We start from the raw sequence: 17,770 nt of genomic DNA on the forward strand, positions 1-17,770 counted from the left end.
AGCCGCCTGCAGCAGCTTGCTGCAGGCGGCTTTTTTGTCGAAGATGTCTGGCGCGCCGGACTGCCGAATTTCAATTGTCGCAGTCTCCGATTTGCAGGCCGATTGGACGGTTGAATCCAGGATTCGACGGGTACATGGAGGCGCATGCGGTAAGAGAGGAAAGTCCGACCGGTGTCGTCGCCGGAACATTTTCCGACGCTCGCAGGCCACCACGGGCGTTGTGGTGTTGGGTGGATCGAGTGGTCGTGTTGATGTCGGGCGCGCGCGGCTTTTTACAGATGCCGGTACGTCGGCCTTGGCGTTGCAGTGGTTTGGCGGCGAGGGCCAGATTCCGGGAATATGTGAAATTCCCCTGGAAACGTTCTTTGCAGCAACAGACTATCTCATTGAAACAGGGTGCCGTCGCATCGTTTATGTCGGCACATCCAAAGGTGCCGAGGCCTCATTGCTTGCCGCGGTCCATGACCAGCGAATCAACGCGGTGGTCGCGATCAGCCCGTCATCGGTAGTTTGGGGGAATATCGGTGCGGGCCGGGATGGTGCCAGTTGGCCTGAACGATCCTCATGGTCGCTCAACGGTATCGCGCTGCCGTTTGTGCCGGCAGATCCAGATTGGACACGAGAGTATGTGGATGGCCTGGTATCTTACAGGGGGCTTTTCGAATGCTGTTTGAAAACCTTCAAGAGCGAAGCGAATGCGGCGACCATCCCCGTTGAGACCATATCGGCCGAGCTTCTGCTTGTCGCCGGTGGCAACGATGCGCTGTGGCCTTCCCTATCGTTCGCCCGAGATATTATTAGGCGGCGCGGCGAAGCAGGTAAGGTCACTCATCTCATTTCGTCGCCGGATGCGGGACACCGCATTCTGTTGCCAGGCGAGAGCACACCACGCTCGACATTGCACGCACATGGAGGCAATGACGAGGCCGATTCAAAGCTGGGCAGAAAGGCTTGGGAAGGCATCCGAGGCCTGCTGTAGTAGCAGTTCGAGAATGCCTTCCATGGCCGTGTCGCAAAATTCCGAGTTGCGTGCCTGTCTCGGCCGGTTCCGCCTACCGCAGCGCCGCCGCGATGTTGCCGCCGTCGACCGTCGTCACATCGGCTGTGGTCCGATCGGCCAGCGCTTGATGCAGAAAGGCCTGGGCGACGTCTTCGGCCGTCACTTCCTGCCCGAGCAGGTTGCCGGACATGTACTCCTTCTCCGATACGCCGCGCGCGCCCGAGCGGCTGGCGATCATGGCGTCGGTCAACAGCCCCGAACGGATGCGGTCGGCGTTGACGGCATTGGAGCGGATGCCTTGCGCGCCGTAGTCGAGCGCATATTGCCTGGACAGGAACAGCGTTGCCGCCTTCGGGATGCCGTAAGCGCCGAACTTCGGTCCCGGATTGATCGCCTGCTTGGAGGTATTGAACAACAGCACGCCGCCGGTGCCCTGTTCGAGCATGATGCGCACGGCATTCTGCGCCGCCGACTGGTGGGCGAAGAAATTGAGTTCGAAACTTTTGCGCAAAGTGGCGTCGTCGAGCTCGCCGATCCGGCCCTCCCAGGCTGCGCCCGCATTGGAGACGAGAATGTCGAGGCCGCCGAAGACGGCGACGGCTTTGTCGAACGCAGCGCGCATCTGCTCCGGATCGGTGATGTCGGCGCCAATGCCGATCGAACCGTTACCGGCTTTTTTGGCGGCCTCGGCAGCTCTTGACCCGTCGACATCGACGACCACCGCATGGGCACCGTTGTCGGCGAATAGCTTTGCCGTGGCAGCACCGATCGCGCCGGCGCCGCCGGTGACCAGTACCACCTGGCCGGTCAGCGGCTTCGGCTTGTTGGCGGCGAGTTTGGCCTGTTCCAGCGACCAGTATTCGAGCGGGAACAGATCGGCTTTGGAGAGCGGGCGGAAATCGCCGACGGCTTCGGCGCCGCGTACCGCCTCGATCCACATTTCGCCGACGTCGGAGGCGATCTTCGCGTCCTTGAGCGTGCGGCCGTGGCCGAACATGCCGAGGCCGGGCACCAGCGTCAGCCGTGGCATCGTGTCGAGCATGGTGCGCTTCACGTCGTCGAGCGCATCGTTGGTTTCGAAATAGGCGCGATAGTCCTTGGCGAATTTTTCGACATGCTGGCGGATGACGGATTTGTAGTCGCCGACATTGTCCGCGTCGGGCGCCGGCAGTGCCATCGGTCCGGTCTTGATGCGGATCGACAGGTCGGGCGTCGACACGCCGCGTCCGGCATAGTCGGCAATTCTAGCCGAATTGATGAAATCGACGATCGCATCCGAGGTGCGGAAATCGCTGACCATGCGGTCGAAGCGGCCTTCGCCGCGTGCCACCGCCACCGCGCCGCGCAGCATCGGCGCAATGTCCGCGGGCTTGGCCAATCTGGCCGGCAAGGCCGCTTTTTCGGTGCGCGGCTTGCCGTGGCTGGCGATGAAATCCTCGGCGACGTTCACATAATGGATCATCCGGTCATAGGCCTGCCTGGCATCGTCGCCGAAGGTGAAAATGCCGTGCTTGTCGAGGATCAGGCCTTCGACCGTCGGGTCGGCGTCGAAAACATCGGCGGCAGCCTTCGCCAGATCGAAGCCCGGCATGATGTAAGGCACGAACCCCATTTTCTCGCCGAACACTTTTCTGCTCAGCGCCTCGCTGTCCTCCTGGTCGACGATGGCCAGGATTGCGGTCGAATGCGTGTGGTCAACGAATTTGTGCGGCAGGAAGGCGTGCAGCAGCGTCTCGACCGAAGGGTTGGGCGAGGACGGATCGATCAGGTTCGCCCGCTGCAGCGCGACCATGTCCTCGTCGGAGAGCTTCTTGAGCGACCGCGCCTTCAACAGCGCGCCGAGCTTGACCGCCGGCAGGCCCTGCGGCTCGATGACGCCCATGTCCCAGCCGCTGCCCTTGACGCAGAGCACGTCCCATTCGTCGCCGACAAGATCGGTGGCCTTGGTCTTGCACGAGGTGTTGCCGCCGCCATGCAGGACGAGCCGCGGCTCGCCGCCCAGCAGCCTGGTCGTATAGACGCGCAGCGCCAGGTCGCGGGCCACACCCTTCTTTGCATAGTCGGCGACCAGCTTCTCCGCGTCGCCGTCATTCCACAGGTTCTTCATGTCAGCTTCGTCCGATTTCTCTTTTGTTGTGAACAGGAATGCCGCGACGCCCTGATGACAATGCGTCGGCGACTGAAACTAGGTATCAGGCGACCTTTTCTGCTACTGCTCCGGCATGGTCGAGCAGCCGTCGCGCCATGCGCGCGCCGACGACGAGATGGGTGCAGAGCCCGCCGGCGATCGCCGCGACGAGCGGTTCGAACTTGCTCTCTTCCTGCACCACCACAAGGCGCTTTTCGATCTGGCGCAGCGATGACAGCTCTGCCGAAATCAGCCGGCGGTTGTAGCTGCAGTCGAGCGCCTGGCCTTCGGTATCGATGATCTGCCCGGCAATGACGCCGGCTGCACCCGCCTTGCGCAATGCAGCCATTTCGCTTGGCGTCAGCGCGCCGCATTTGACCAGATGGCTGTCGGTATCCACCGAGCCAACCGAGTATAGCGCCAGGTCGCAGTCACCGATACCCGACAACTGCTCGCGGATCACCGGTTCGGCGCGCAGGCCGCGTGCCAGTTCTTCCGTCGTCAGCACCAGCGGCGCGTAAAAATTCAGCCCCTTGGCATTGAGCCGGCGCGCGATTTCCATGGTGCATTGGTCCGGCCGGTACGAATAGGGTGCTCCCAGATTGCCGCAGAGCTGCACCACCGTCACGTCCTGCAGGTCGGCATAGGACATGATGTCGGCGATCGTGTAGATGGTCCGCCCCCAGGCGACGCCGATACGGTCGCCCTTCCTGACCAACTCAAGAAAGACGCTTGCCGCCAGCACCGCGATGTCGGTCGACGGATCGGCGACATAGCCGTTTTCCGGCGCGATCCAGACCGCGTCGAGCTTAAGCGCGTCTTCCAGCTTGCGTGCCAGCACGTCGTCGGTGAAAAGCTGGGTCGAGGTGGAGATGTTGACGATGCCGGTCTCGCGCGCCTTGCGCAGATACATGGCCACCGAGGCACGGGAAATCTTGAGTTGGCTGGCCACCTGGTCCTGGCGCAGGCCGTGTGCATAGTAAAGCCAGGCGGCCTTGTGGATAAGCTGTTCTGCCGGTCGGATCGCCATACCATCTCCTCGCTGACATTAGTCACGGCTCTCGACAAAAGTCAAATTGGGAGGAAGGCATAGATGCCCTTGCGCTCGCCGAATCTAGACCATTCTTGTGCCAAGCGCGGTCTATGATGGCATCGTTGGTGGTGACGGGCCGGAAGCCGGTAGCTAAAGTTCTCGACGAACACATTGCGGAGGACGGGATGGGCAATCCCTATGAACAGGACCTCGACCGGAACCCGGCCAACCACCAGCCGCTGACGCCGCTGACCTATTTTGAACGGGCGGCAAAAACCTTTCCCGACCAGACCGCCATCATCCATGGCCGCCAGCGCACGACCTATCGCGATTTCTGGAAGCGCTCGCTGAGGCTTGCCTCGGCGCTGGCGAAGCGCGGCATCGGCAGGGGCGACACCGTTACCGTCATGCTGTCCAACACGCCGCCGATGCTGGAAGCGCATTTCGGCGTGCCGATGACCAAGGCGGTGCTGCATTCGCTCAACACCCGCCTCGACGCCGCAGTCATTGCCTTCCAGCTCGAGCATGCCGAAACCAAGGTGCTGATCGTCGACCGCGAATTCGCCGGCGTGGTTCGACAAGCGCTGACGCTGGCCAAGGTCAAGCCGCTGGTGATCGACTACGACGATCCCGATTACGCCGCCGACGCGCCCTTTGCCAAGGGCCTGCGGATCGGCACGCTCGACTACGAGGCGTTTGTCGCCGGCGGCGACGAGGATTTCGCCTGGTCGATGCCGGACGACGAATGGGACGCCATATCGCTCAACTACACCTCCGGCACGACAGGCAATCCGAAGGGCGTCGTCTGCCACCACCGCGGCGCGGCACTGATGGCCTATGCCAACACCATCCATGCCGGCATGGGCAAGCACCCGGTCTACCTCTGGACGTTGCCGATGTTCCACTGCAACGGCTGGTGCTTTCCCTGGACGCTTGCCGTGCAGGCTGGCACCCATGTCTGCCTGCGCTGGGTGCGGCCGAAGCCGATCTACGACGCCATCGCTGATCACGGCGTCACCCATCTCTGCGGTGCACCCATAGTCATGTCGGTGCTGATCAACGCCAGGGACGAGGACAAGCGGCAGTTCCCGCAGACCGTCACCTTCAACACCGCCGCGGCGCCGCCGCCCGAGGCGGTGCTGTCGGGCATGGCCGATGCGGGCTTTGCCGTCACCCATCTCTACGGCCTGACCGAAACCTATGGCCCGGCCGTCGTCAACGAATGGCATGGCGATTGGGACCGGCTGGAGAAAGGGGCGAGGGTGGCAAAGAAGGCCAGGCAAGGCGTACGCTATGCCGCGCTCGAAGGCCTGACGGTGATGGACCCGCAGACGATGCAAGAGACGCCGGCCGACGGCGAGACGATCGGCGAGGTGATGTTCCGCGGCAATATCGTCATGAAGGGCTATCTCAGGAACCGCAAGGCGAGCGAAGAGGCCTTTGCCGGCGGCTGGTTCCATTCGGGCGACCTCGGCGTCATGCACCCGGATGGCTACGTCCAGCTCAAGGACCGTTCCAAGGACATCATCATCTCCGGCGGCGAAAACATCTCCTCGATCGAGGTCGAGGAGGCACTCTACAAGCATCCTGCCGTCGCTTCTTGCGGCGTTGTCGCCCGATCCGACGACAAATGGGGCGAGGTGCCGGTCGCCTATGTCGAGTTGAAGCCGGGCAAGGCGGCGACCGAGGCCGAAATCATTGAGCACTGCCGCGCGCTGCTCGCCCGCTTCAAGGTGCCGAAAGCGGTGATCTTTGCAGAAATCCCTAAGACTTCGACGGGCAAGATCCAGAAGTTCCGGCTGCGGGAGATGGCGAAGCAGCCTTAGCGCCTGACCCGAAAACGGAACCGATTTCGGGAGGCATCATTTCAAAATCCTGTGCGTTCAAAAAGACGCGCGGTGTTGCAGGCGCGCCCGGCGGGAACCACATGTGCTTCATGGGCCAACTCCGTCCAGAGATGTCACCATCTGTCATCAGCGGCCGTCAGCTGGCCGAAATCATGTCTTGACAGGTGATGGTTTTCAATTTACGAATGACGAAATTCTAAATTCGTCAGTCGTAAATTTTGGCCAACGAGATGCTTGAAACCTTAGACACCACCGCCGATTCCGCCCGCCAGGAAAATGTCACGCGCATCCTGGATTGCGCGGAGCGATTGTTCCGCCACTACGGCTACGGCAAGACCAACGTCGCCGACATAGCGCGCGAACTTGGCATGTCGACCGCCAACATCTATCGCTTCTTCGCCTCCAAGGTGGAAATTCACCAGGCGGTTTGCGGCCGTATGCTCGCCACCTGCTACCGGTTGACCTACGAAGCCTGCCATGGTCCCGGCACCGCCAGCGAGAAGCTCCGCCGCTATGTGCATACGCACTATCAGTGGACGCTCGAGACCATGATCGACCAGGAGAAAGTGCACGAGATGGTCATCGTCGCCATCGAACGCGATTGGCATGTCATCGAAAAGCACATCGACAGCATCCACGAATTGGTCGCGGAAGTGATCCGCGAGGGCATCGCCACCGGCGAGTTCGTCGATCAGGATCCGGTGATCGCGTCCAGGTGTTTCGGCGCTGCTATTATCAGCCTCTGTCATCCGCAGATGATGGCCCAATGCCTCGCCAAGAAGAACCGGGCGACGCCGGACGAGCTTACCGAGTTTGCCATCAGAGCCTTGAAGAAATGACCGTTGCCGCCCGTCGGGCGGTGATGTCGGCAATTCATCCCCACAGTTCGGGAGTACGAAAAGTGTCTTTGTCCAAGTCCATCACCTACAGGCTACCGGCCGCCGGCCTGGCACTGATTGTCGTTGCCGCTCTCGGCCTCGCCGGCTGCTCGCAGGAGAAAGCCGAGGTCAAGGAGATCATCCGCCCGGTCAAGGTGGTCGAGATCGCCAAGGCGAGCGATACCCGTCAGCTCTCCTATTCCGGATCGGTGCGCGCCCGCACCGAGATGAATCTCGGCTTTCGCATCAACGGCAAGATCACCGAGCGCCTTGTCGACATCGGTGACCGCGTCAAGCCCGGCGACGTTCTCGCCCGCATCGATCCCACCGACTACGAGCTTTCGGTGAGAAGCGCTCAGGCCAGCCTCGATGCCGCCGACCGTCAGGTCGAGACAGTCGAGCTTACGCGCAAGCGCGCCGAACAGCTCTACGCCAAGAATTTCGCACCGAAGTCGCAGCTCGAGCAGGCGACGCTCAGTTACAATCAGGCGGTCGCCACGCGCGACTCCGCCCGCTCGCAGCTTGCCCAGGCACAGAACCAGGTCCGCTATACCGATCTCAAGGCGGACAAGAATGGCATCGTCACCGCCGTTGCCGCCGATGTCGGCCAGGTGGTCGGCTCAGGCACGCCGGTGGTGACCGTTGCCATCGACGGCGAGAAGGAAGTCCTGATCGCTGTTCCCGAAACCGATATCGCCGAGTTCAAGCCGGGCAAGACCGTCAAGGCGGGTTTCTGGTCCGATGAGGCGCTGACGCTCGAAGGCAAGGTCCGCGAAGTCGCCGGCAGCGCCGATCCGCAGTCGCGCACCTTTGCCGTTCGCGTCAGCCTGCCCAACGATCCGAACGTGCTGCTTGGCATGACGGCCTCCATCGAAGCCGCGGCGGGCAACCGGCAGCAGCTGGTGTCGATCCCGCTGAGCGCATTGGCACAAAAGGACAGCCAATCGATCGTCTGGACCGTCGACCGCAGTGGCGGTACCGTTCATGCGCATCCGGTCAAGGTCGCCGCCTTCACGCCTGACGGCGTCAGTGTCGCCGACGGGCTGAAGCCGGGCGATGTGGTCGTCGCTGCCGGCACGCAGTTCATGACCGAGAATCTGAAAGTCAAGCTTACCGGTGATGCAGCACAACAGTCGGCCTCGGCCGATGATGACGCCGCAAGGCGCTTGCGCTGACGGCCAGGCAATTCACGGTTTCCGGGCGGCAGGCGCCCCCGATTTTCGAGATCTCAGGTCGATGTAACCCCCACATCGATCCTCGTGTCCCACCGCGATGTAGATCTCTCAACTCGGAAAGCCTCGCCGCTCGGAAGCCCACATCGGAAGTTCCTTGGGCATGCGAAAGCGCGTGCTCTGTTGATCAAATTGAAACGGACTGACGCCGATGACCACCGACACCACTGAAAAGCGGTCTTTCAATCTTTCGCGCTGGGCAATCGGCCATCCGAGCATTGCCCGCTTCCTGTTCGGGCTTATCATCGTCGCCGGTGCGCTCGGCCTGATGCGCATGGGCCAGAAGGAAGATCCCGATTTCACCTTCCGCGTCATGGTCGTCCAGGCGATCTGGCCGGGCTCCTCGATCAAGGAGATGGAGGACCAAGTCGTCAACAAGATCGAGCGCAAGCTGCAGGAAACGCCGCATCTCGATTTCGTCCGCTCCTACACCCGCGCCGGCAGCGCCATCATCACCTTGCAGGTCAAGGGCGACACCAGTCCCGCGCAGGTCGCGGATGCGTTCTATCAGGTGCGCAAGAAGGTCGGCGATATCTCGAATGAACTGCCGCAGGGCTTGCTCGGGCCCTACTTCAACGACGAATTCGGCGACACATTCATCACCCTGCATTCGATCAGCGGCGATGGCTACAGCTATCCCGAGCTGAAGAAATTCGCCATCCAGGCACGCGACATGCTGCTGACGACGCCCGGCGTCGAGAAAGCCGTGATCATCGGCGACCAGCCGGAAAAGCTCTACATCGACGTTTCATCCAAGGTGCTTGCCGAACGCGGCCTGACGCTGACCGACCTGCAGAATGCGATCAGGGGCCAGAACAATGTCGACCCGGCAGGTTCGGTCGACACCGGCCAGCGTTCGGTGCGCATCTCGGTCGAAGGCGACGTGGCCAGGGCGGCCGACATTCGCGAGCTTCGGCTGCGGGCCGGCAACCAGGTGACGCGCCTCGGCGACATCGCCACCGTGACCTCCGGCCTCGAGGACCCTTATCAGCGCAAATACCGCTTCAACGGCCATGACAGCGTCCAGCTCGGCGTCGTCATGGCCAAGGGCTTCAACGTCACCGACGTCGGCAAGGACGTCGAAGCGACCTACAAGCGCTTCGAGGAGGCGCTGCCCTACGGCGTGTCGGTGGACCAGGTCTCCGACCAGCCGGAAGTCGTCAAGGATGCGGTGGCCGAGTTCATGGAAGCGCTCGGTGAAGCGCTGCTGATCGTGCTTGTCGTCTCGTTCCTGTCGATCGGCTGGCGTTCGGGTCTGGTGATCGCGATCGTCATTCCGCTGGTCCTGGCCGCCACCTTCGCCATCATGTACGAGCTCGGCATCGACCTGCAGCGCATCTCGCTCGGCGCGCTGATCATCGCCCTTGGCCTCTTGGTCGACGACGCGATGATCGTCGTCGAAATGATGGAGCGAAAGCTCGAGGAAGGCTTGGTCAAGGTCGAGGCGGCGAGCTTCGCCTATTCCTCGACCGCCTTCCCGATGCTGACCGGCACGCTGATCACCACGGCCGGCTTCATCCCCGTCGGTTTCGCCGCCTCGACGGCCGGCGAATATGTGCGCACCCTGTTCTACGTCGTCGGTATCGCGCTGGTCGTGTCCTGGTTCGCGGCGGTCTATTTCACGCCATGGCTCGGCCACATGATCCTGAAGCAGCGCAAGCACGCCGGCAGCCATCACGATGTCTTCGACACGGGCTTCTACCGTCGCCTTCGCTCGACCGTGACCTGGGCCGTGCGCCATCGCATCATCGTGCTGGTGATGACGATGATGACCTTTGCCACCAGCCTGTGGGCGTTCCAGTTCATCCCGCAGAATTTCTTCCCGCAATCGTCGCGCCCGGAAATCCTTGTCGACCTCTGGCTGCCGGAAGGCACCAGCATCAAGGAAGTCGAGACACAGGCCAAGGCGCTCGAAGCCAGGATGATGGACGACAAGGACAAGCGCTTCATCGCCACCTATATCGGCGAAGGCGCGCCGCGTTTCTTCCTGCCGCTCGACCAGCAGCTTCGCAATCCGAATTTCGCCCAGCTTCTGGTGATGGCCAATGACGAACCGGCCCGCGAGCGGCTGATTGTCAAGCTGCGCACCATCCTGGCCGAGGATTTCCCGTCGATCCGCGCCAAGGTCGACCGCCTGTTCCTTGGTCCGCCGACCGGCTGGCCGGTGCAGATGCGCGTCATGGGTCCGGATCGCCAGGAGGTGCGCCGCATCGCCGACGAGGTGAAGGCGAAGTTCCAGGCAAATCCGCTGCTCGGCGCCATCCACGACGACTGGCTGGAGCCGGTGCCGGCGATGAAGCTGGTGATCGACCAGGATCGCGCCCGTGCGCTCGGCGTCACCTCGCAGCGCATCCGCCAGATGCTGCAGGCGACCATGTCGGGAGCGCCGCTCGATGACTTCCGCGACGGCGAGGAGACGGTTTCGATCGTCGCTCGCGAACCGGAGGCAAGCCGTCACCTGCTGTCGGCGGTCGATTCCGTCTATATCCCGACGGATTTCGGTGGCTCCGTGCCGCTGTCGCAGGTCGCCAAGATTGTCCCGGTGCTGGAGCAAGGCGTCGAATGGCGGCGCGACCGCTTGCCGACCATCAGCGTACGCGCCACGCTGCCGGATGGCGTGCAGCCGAACGATGTCGCCATGAAAATGTATGGCGAGATGTCGGGCCTGCGCGCCGGCCTCGCACCCGGCTACAAGATCGAGATCCAGGGCGGCGCCGAGGATGCGGCCGAAAGCCAGGCCTCGATTGCGGCGAAAGCTCCAGTCATGCTGGCGGTCATCGTCGTGCTGCTGATGATCCAGCTGCAGCATTTCGGGAAGGCGATGCTGGTGCTGGCGACCGGTCCGCTCGGCATCATCGGTGCGGCGGCGGCACTTTTGATCAGCGGTGCGCCGTTCGGCTTCGTCGCCATCCTCGGTGTTATCGCCCTGCTCGGCATCATCATGCGAAACTCGATCATCCTGGTCGATCAGATCGACCAGGACATCGCCGCCGGCGTGGAGCGCTCCGAGGCCATCATCGGCTCGGCCGTTCGCCGGTTCCGGCCGATCGTGCTGACGGCGCTGACGGCGGTGCTGGCGCTGATCCCGATCTCGCGCGGCGTCTTCTGGGGGCCGCTCGCCTATGCCATGATGGGCGGCATCCTGGTCGCCACGGTGCTGACCATCCTTGTCCTGCCGGCAGCCTACGCGCTGTTCTTCGGCCGGGAGCCCAAGAAGGTGGTGGAGCAGCCGGCCGAGACGGAAGAAAAGAACGAAAGGCCGCAACTGGCCCTGGCGGCCGAATAGAGCTGTTGGCAAATGTGACCTCCGGCGGTTTAATCCGCCCACCAGGCGTAGGTGCCGGAGGAGGACCGTCATGACCATAGCTCAGGCACCGCTGCGGCTGCCGATCGACGGACGCCATCGCCAGATGTTCATCGGCGGTGGCTGGGTCGATGCCCGCTCCGGCCGGACCATGGAGACCCGCAATCCTGCCACCGGCGCGGTCATCGCCACGGTGCCGCGCGGAGACCGCCTCGACATCGACTTGGCGGTGACTGCCGCCCGCAAGGCGTTCGAGGGACCGTGGAGCCGGCTCAAACCTTACGAGCGGCAGGTACTGCTGCTGAGGATCGCCGATCTCTTCGAAAAGAACTGGGAAGAGATCAGCCTCTCCGACACCACCGACATGGGTATGCCGATCGTGCGCACCCGCGCCAATCGCAACCGCGTCATCGGCATGCTGCGCTATTATGCCGGCATGGCGACGGCGCTGCACGGCGAGACGATCGAGAACTCGCTGCCCGGCGAAATCGTCTCCTTCACCCGCAAGGAGGCGGTCGGCGTCGTCGGCGCCATCATTCCCTGGAACGCGCCGACCGCCGCGTCGATCTGGAAAATCGGCCCGGCGCTGGCGACCGGCTGTACCATCGTGCTGAAACCATCGGAAGAGGCGCCGCTGACGCCACTGCTGATCGCCGACATCATGAACGAGGCCGGCGTCCCGGAAGGCGTCGTCAACATCGTCACCGGCACCGGCACCGAGGCGGGCGCCGCACTCGCCGAGCACATGGGCGTCGACAAAATCGTCTTCACCGGCTCGACGGCGACCGGCCAGTCGATCGTGCGCGCCTCGGCCGGCAACCTCAAGCGCGTCTCGCTGGAGCTTGGCGGCAAGTCGCCGGTCATCGTCTGCGCCGATGCCGATCTCGACAAAGCGGTGCCGGTGGCCGCGATGTCGGTGTTCGCCAATTCCGGCCAGATCTGCATCGCCGGTTCGCGCCTTTTCGTCGAACGCGCGGTCCATGACGAGTTCATCGAGCGTCTCGCGGCATACGCCAAGGGTCTCAGGGTCGGCGACGGCATCGACCCGGCGACCGAGATCGGCCCGCTCGTCTCCGAAAAGCAGTTGCAACGGGTCACCGGTTACCTCGAGGCCGGTACTGCAGAAGGGGCGAAACTCGTCACCGGAGGCACCCGGCTTGTGGAAGGCGCGCTTGCCGCCGGCAATTTCGTCGCGCCGACTGTCTTTGCCGGCGTCTCGGACGATATGAAGATCGCGCGCGAGGAGATCTTCGGGCCGGTGATTTCAGCCTTGCCGTTCGATACGCTGGACGAGGCGGTCGAGCGGGCCAACAACACGCCTTACGGCCTGGCTGCAGGGGTCTTCACCCAAAATCTCGCCACCGCCCACCGGCTGTCGCAAAAGATCCGCGCCGGCTCGGTCTGGGTCAACACCTATCACGCCATCGATCCGGCCGTGCCCTTCGGCGGCTACAAGATGAGCGGCTACGGCCGCGAGGGCGGCGCCGAACACCTTGACGAATATCTCAACACCAAGGGCGTGTTCATCAAGATCGATTGAGCCAGAATAGGCCCAGAAACGAAAAACCCGCCTCAGCGGCGGGTCTCGGGGCGAATCAGCACCATGGCGGGATTAGTAGCATAGCTGCCGGCACAAAGCAAGAACAAAATGCAAGCGATCGAGCGCGCATCGCGCGCCCAATCCGTAGAACGGTTCATCGTTTCACGGAAACGCCGAACCGCTCTATTTTTTGTTTTGAGGCAATTCCGGCCGGAAAACCGTTCACACCTTTTCCTGGAATTGCTCTCAAGGCAAGCCTCAGATGACGAACAGCCAGTTGGCGAGCAGCATCACCGCGACGCCGGCGATCAGCGTCAGGTAGGGCAGCATGCCCGCCTTTCGCACTGCGAGGTCGGACGAGTTCATGCCGAGATCGGCCAGCATGTGGTCGGGGAACTTGCCTTTGTCCTGGATGTAGTGCCGGAAGCAGAACACCGGGATGATCAAGGCGGCCGTGATCAGCCCGGCCCACAATGCCATCGGGTTCCAGACCTTGGCTCCGGCGCCCATGAAGACCGCGTTGACATAGGCAAAGATCGCGCCGAGGCCGAGCAGCCAGCTCGGCGCCTTCCAAGGCCGCGCGATGTGGCCATTGTCGATGCGGTGGATCCAGCCGGCGTTGAGGTTGAGGAAATTGAAGATGATGTAGCCGCAATTCGACACCGCCAGGATGAAGAAGAAGCTCGTCGCGTCGGCCGAGGCGATGGCCAGCACGATCAGGTTGAAGATCAGGTCCGTCCACATCGCCCGCGTCGGCGCGCCGTGCTCGTTGACATGGCTGAGGTAGCGCGGCAGCCAGCCATCGACCGAACCCTGGTAGAGCGTGCGCGAGGAGCCGGCCATCGCCGTCATGATGCAGAGCACCAGCGCCAGGATCATCAGCATCACCAGCAGGCTGTGGATCAACTGTCCGCCGCCGACCATGCCGGCCAGCGCGTCGGCAACGCCGGAGCCGTCGACGATCGGCGTCGCCAGCATGCCGTTCAAGCCGAGCACGCCCTGAAAGGTGAATGGCACCAGGATGAACAGCAGCATGCACAACAGGCCGGAATAAAAGATCGCCTTGAAGGTATCTGTGCCGGGGTTCTTGAACTCGGAGGTGTAACAGACGGCGGTCTCGAAACCGTAAGTTGACCAGGCCGCGATGAACATGCCGCCGAGCACCAGCGTCCAGCCGGCGATGTTCCACGCACCGGGCTCCGGCGCATAGGCTGCCGCGAGCGGCACCAGCGGGGAGAAATTCGCCCAGTTGATCTGGCCGGTGACGATCGGCACCACGCCGACGATGAGCATCGGGATGATAACCAGCAGGCCGACATATTTCTGCACATTGGCCGTGCCCAAGATGCCGCGATGCTGGATCGAGAAGATGATCAGCATCAGCACCGCGCCGATGAAGAAGGTGGCGTTGAAGGTGAAGGAAACCGGACCAAGCGTGTGACCGTAGAGCGTCCAGTTGCGGATCGCCGGCGTCGCCGCAGTGGTGACCGCGGTGATGGCGTCGGCGGCGCTGGTTCCGGCATGGGCCGCGATATAGGCGGCGACTTCCGGCGAAGTGTCGGTGAACAGCGGCACCGGCGCCAGCGCATTGAGGATATAGGCGGCGGCGATCGAGCAGCCGAGCGACAGCACCGGCGACCAGGCGAACCAGTTGCACCACACCGAAAGCGGCGCGATGAATTTCGAATAGCGCAGCCACGCGGTGGCGCCATAGATCGAGGCGCCGCCGGACTTGTTCGGGAACAGGCCGGCGATTTCCGCATAGGTGAAGGATTGCAGGAAGCCCATGATCATGGATGCGGTCCAGATCATGAAGGCCAGCGTTCCGGTGGTGCCGGCAATGCCGCCGATCGAAAACAGGACAAGGGCCGGAACGCCGCTTGCCACCCAAAAGGCGCCGCGCCAATCGATGTTTCGGTGCAGCTGCCCTTCGGCAGGCGGCACCAGGGTGGTGACTATCGTGCTCATTTACGCGAATTCCCCATTTTTGATGTTCCCCATCGGCAACAGCCGCAATCTCGCGAGGCGTCATCGACGCTCACGTTGAACGGCCCAAGCGTTTTCCGCTCAGTAGTATTTTATTCTTAGCAGTGAAGATTGACCCAACGCGCTTTCAGGTCAAGCGGTTTGTGACGCTGTGCACATTGCGCTTGTGAAACAGTCGAGCTTCGTTGGCGCTGCCAACGGGTGCGGTCTTTCCTTCTCCCCTTGTGGGAGAAGGTGGCCGAGCGAAGCTCGGTCGGATGAGGGGTGTTCCAGCTTGGCAAAACCGCACTTCGTCCAGCGCCCCTCAACCGTCTTGGCGCTGCGCGCCAATCCACCTTCTCCCACAAGGGAGAAGGGAAGAACCAGGCAGCGTCGATCAGGAGCGCGGCCGGGTCTTCTGCGGATCGTAGTGGGCAATGGCGACGACGCGCGCCGGCAGCCGCTTGCTGTGGCCGTCGAGCTTGCCGATCTCGACCTCGGTGCCAATCGCCGAATGCGCGACGTCGAGCCTGGCCAGCGCGATATTCTTGTTCAGCACCGGCGAACGCATGCCTGAGGTGACGACGCCGACCTGGGCGCGGCCGACATGCACGCAGTCGCCGTGGCCGACCGCGACATTGGCGTCGATGTCGAGGCCGACCAGCTTCTTCTGGGGGTTTTCCTTGCGGCGGATCAGCGCCTCGCGGCCGATGAAATCGTCGGTCTTGGTCTTTAGCGGCACGGTGAAGCCGATGCCGGCCTCGAAGGGGTCGGTCTGGTCGGAGAACTCGTAGCCGGCAAAGATCAGCCCGGCCTCGATGCGCACCATGTCGAGCGCTTGCAGCCCCATCGGCTTCAGGCCGTGCGGCTGGCCGGCCTCCCAGATGGCGTCGAACACCTTTTCGGCGTCGCGCGGATGGCACCAGATCTCGTAGCCGAGCTCGCCGGTGTAACCGGTGCGCGAAACGACGACCGGAATGCCGTTGCCGCCGCCGATGCGGGCGACGGCAAAGCGGAACCACTCGAGCTCGTCGATCGACGGCTGCAGCGGCGAGGTCCAGATGATCTGCCTGAGAATGTCGCGGCTTTTCGGTCCCTGCACGGCGACATTGTGCATCTGGTCGGTCGATGAACGCACCAGCACGGTAAGGCCGAGTTTCGTCGCCATTTCGCGCAGCCATTCGCCGGATAGATCGTCGCCGCCAACCCAGCGGAAATTATCCTTGCCCAGCCGAAGCAGCGTGCCGTCGTCGATCATGCCGCCATGCTCGTAGCACATGGCGGAATAGACGACCTGGCCGACGCCGAGCTTCCTGATGTCGCGGGTCAGCGTGTATTGCAGCAGCGCTTCCGAATCCGGGCCGGTGATCTCGAACTTGCGCAGCGGCGACAGGTCCATGATCACTGCATCCTGCCGGCAGGCCCAGTATTCGTCGATCGGGCCTTGCCTGGCGAAGGAATTGGCCAGCCAATAACCCTTGTACTCGACGAAGTTGCGGGTGTGCTTGGCAAAGCTCGAATGAAAGGCGGTCTCGCGGGTCATTTTCGGCTCCGAATCGGGCGTCATGCGTCTGGCGATCGCTCGCGAGAATTTGTGCTGGCCGGAATAGGTCCGCACATGGATGTCGGTCGGGTTCCAGCCATTGGCCGGCGTCGTATCGTCGGGGCAGGCGGACGAGACGCAGACGATGTCGGTCAGCGCCCGCAGCAGCACATAGTCGCCCGGCCGCGACCACGGCTCGTCGGAAACCACGACGCCATGCGCGTCGATGGCCGTGTTGAAGAAGAAGTTGATCGCCATCCAGCCGGCGCGGGGCGTCACGCCCTTGTCGGCCAGCGCGCGGTTGAAATTCTCCGAGCAGTTGGGATGGCCGGGATAGCCGATGTCGTCGTAATATTTGGCAGCGCAGGCGAGCGCGAATGCATCGTGGCGGCCGCAAGTGTCCTGGATAACCTCGACCAGCGGCTCCATGTCCTGGTCATAATATTTCGAGTGCAGCCCGGGCATCGGATAGCTCGAACCCATCAGCGTGCGCGTCGTCGTCACGTCGAGCGGATGATCGCGGCCCTTGTCCAGCTTGCGCGCCGAAAAGCACTGGAAGTCGGTGCATTGGCGCCCGTCGACATCGATGATCTGCAGATAGTCGCCGGCTTTGACGAAATAGGCTTCCGCCGTCGCCGAATGGACGCGCAGATCGAGCACCGGATCGGCCAGCGGGTCGGCAAGCCGCGACTTCGCAGCTGGACGGATCGTGGCGCGGCGCAGGATGACGCTGAGCGGCGTTGCGGTATCGTGGCCGTCGACCAGCATCGGACCGCCGGGTGCAGCGACGAGCATCGAGCCGTCGCGGGCGATCGCAAAGCTCTGTTCGGTGCCGGCAGGGGTGGAGCCGCCGAAGACGCGGACCGCCTTTGCCTGATCTAGCTGTACCTGGCGACGTTCGAGGCCTCGGCGCAAGGAAGCGAGGCTATCGTCGCTATCGGCCAGCAGCGCCTTAATGCCGGCGGCATTGCTGTTCGATTTTTCGCCGAGAATACCGGGATCGGTTACGCCGGTGCTGTCCCACACCAGCAGCTCGCAGGCCTGCCCGCCCTCGACATTGCGCACAGTGATGCTGTCGCCGGCCTCGACCTCGATCAGCACCGCGCCATTGCCCTGAACCGAATAGCGCTCCATCCCGGCCGGCAGCGCGATCTGGCCTGGCCGCAGGATCAGACTCGGCCGGGGCGGTCCGGCGGCGATTACGGGGTAGGGCGACTGGCTCATCTCAACCCTGGTTTCGAGAAACAAGTTTGCCTGTGCGTGAAATTATTTTAGCGGGAAGAATAGGGCAGAAGAGCCG

At 62.9% G+C, this 17,770-nt stretch carries 10 protein-coding genes; 6 read left to right on the forward strand and 4 right to left on the reverse strand.

The window, feature by feature from the left end; all coding sequences use genetic code 11:
- Positions 1 to 16: 16 nt before the first annotated feature.
- Positions 17 to 979, forward strand: a complete 963-nt coding sequence (locus NKH91_RS16530) for an acyl-CoA thioester hydrolase/BAAT C-terminal domain-containing protein (RefSeq protein WP_352884683.1) — start codon at positions 17 to 19, stop codon at positions 977 to 979.
- Positions 980 to 1,052: 73 nt separating this feature from the next.
- On the opposite strand, the gene NKH91_RS16535 is transcribed toward NKH91_RS16530, so the two are convergent.
- Together NKH91_RS16535 and NKH91_RS16540 are read right to left on the reverse strand one after the other, a co-directional pair.
- A complete protein-coding gene (locus tag NKH91_RS16535) occupies positions 1,053 to 3,107 on the reverse strand; it encodes a bifunctional aldolase/short-chain dehydrogenase (RefSeq protein ID WP_352884681.1) in 2,055 nt (684 codons plus the stop codon).
- Between the two features lie 85 nt (positions 3,108 to 3,192).
- On the reverse strand, positions 3,193 to 4,158 hold the full coding sequence (locus tag NKH91_RS16540) for a sugar-binding transcriptional regulator (protein ID WP_352482687.1): 966 nt from the start codon (positions 4,156 to 4,158) through the stop codon (positions 3,193 to 3,195).
- Between the two features lie 188 nt (positions 4,159 to 4,346).
- Here NKH91_RS16540 and NKH91_RS16545 point away from each other — a divergent pair, with 188 nt between their 5' ends.
- From NKH91_RS16545 to NKH91_RS16565, 5 genes are all read left to right on the forward strand, one after another.
- Entirely contained in the window at positions 4,347 to 5,987 is a 1,641-nt protein-coding gene (locus NKH91_RS16545; protein ID WP_352884679.1) for an acyl-CoA synthetase, read from the forward strand.
- 251 nt (positions 5,988 to 6,238) lie between these two features.
- On the forward strand, positions 6,239 to 6,847 hold the full coding sequence (locus NKH91_RS16550) for a TetR/AcrR family transcriptional regulator (RefSeq protein WP_023716752.1): 609 nt from the start codon (positions 6,239 to 6,241) through the stop codon (positions 6,845 to 6,847).
- Positions 6,848 to 6,909: 62 nt separating this feature from the next.
- Entirely contained in the window at positions 6,910 to 8,061 is a 1,152-nt protein-coding gene (locus tag NKH91_RS16555) for an efflux RND transporter periplasmic adaptor subunit (RefSeq protein WP_023716753.1), read from the forward strand.
- A 208-nt stretch (positions 8,062 to 8,269) separates the two neighbouring features.
- Positions 8,270 to 11,404, forward strand: a complete 3,135-nt coding sequence (locus NKH91_RS16560; protein ID WP_023716754.1) for an efflux RND transporter permease subunit — start codon at positions 8,270 to 8,272, stop codon at positions 11,402 to 11,404.
- A gap of 70 nt (positions 11,405 to 11,474) precedes the next feature.
- A complete protein-coding gene (locus NKH91_RS16565) occupies positions 11,475 to 12,962 on the forward strand; it encodes an aldehyde dehydrogenase family protein (protein WP_023716755.1) in 1,488 nt (495 codons plus the stop codon).
- Between the two features lie 258 nt (positions 12,963 to 13,220).
- Here NKH91_RS16565 and NKH91_RS16570 read toward each other — a convergent pair whose 3' ends face one another.
- A complete protein-coding gene (locus tag NKH91_RS16570) occupies positions 13,221 to 14,930 on the reverse strand; it encodes a trimethylamine N-oxide permease (RefSeq protein WP_352850465.1) in 1,710 nt (569 codons plus the stop codon).
- Between the two features lie 394 nt (positions 14,931 to 15,324).
- A complete protein-coding gene (locus tag NKH91_RS16575; protein ID WP_352639028.1) occupies positions 15,325 to 17,694 on the reverse strand; it encodes a trimethylamine N-oxide demethylase in 2,370 nt (789 codons plus the stop codon).
- Between the last annotated feature and the right edge of the window lie 76 nt (positions 17,695 to 17,770).

Source organism: Mesorhizobium sp. M0894 (genome assembly GCF_040319725.1).
Taxonomy (GTDB): Bacteria; Pseudomonadota; Alphaproteobacteria; order Rhizobiales; family Rhizobiaceae; genus Mesorhizobium.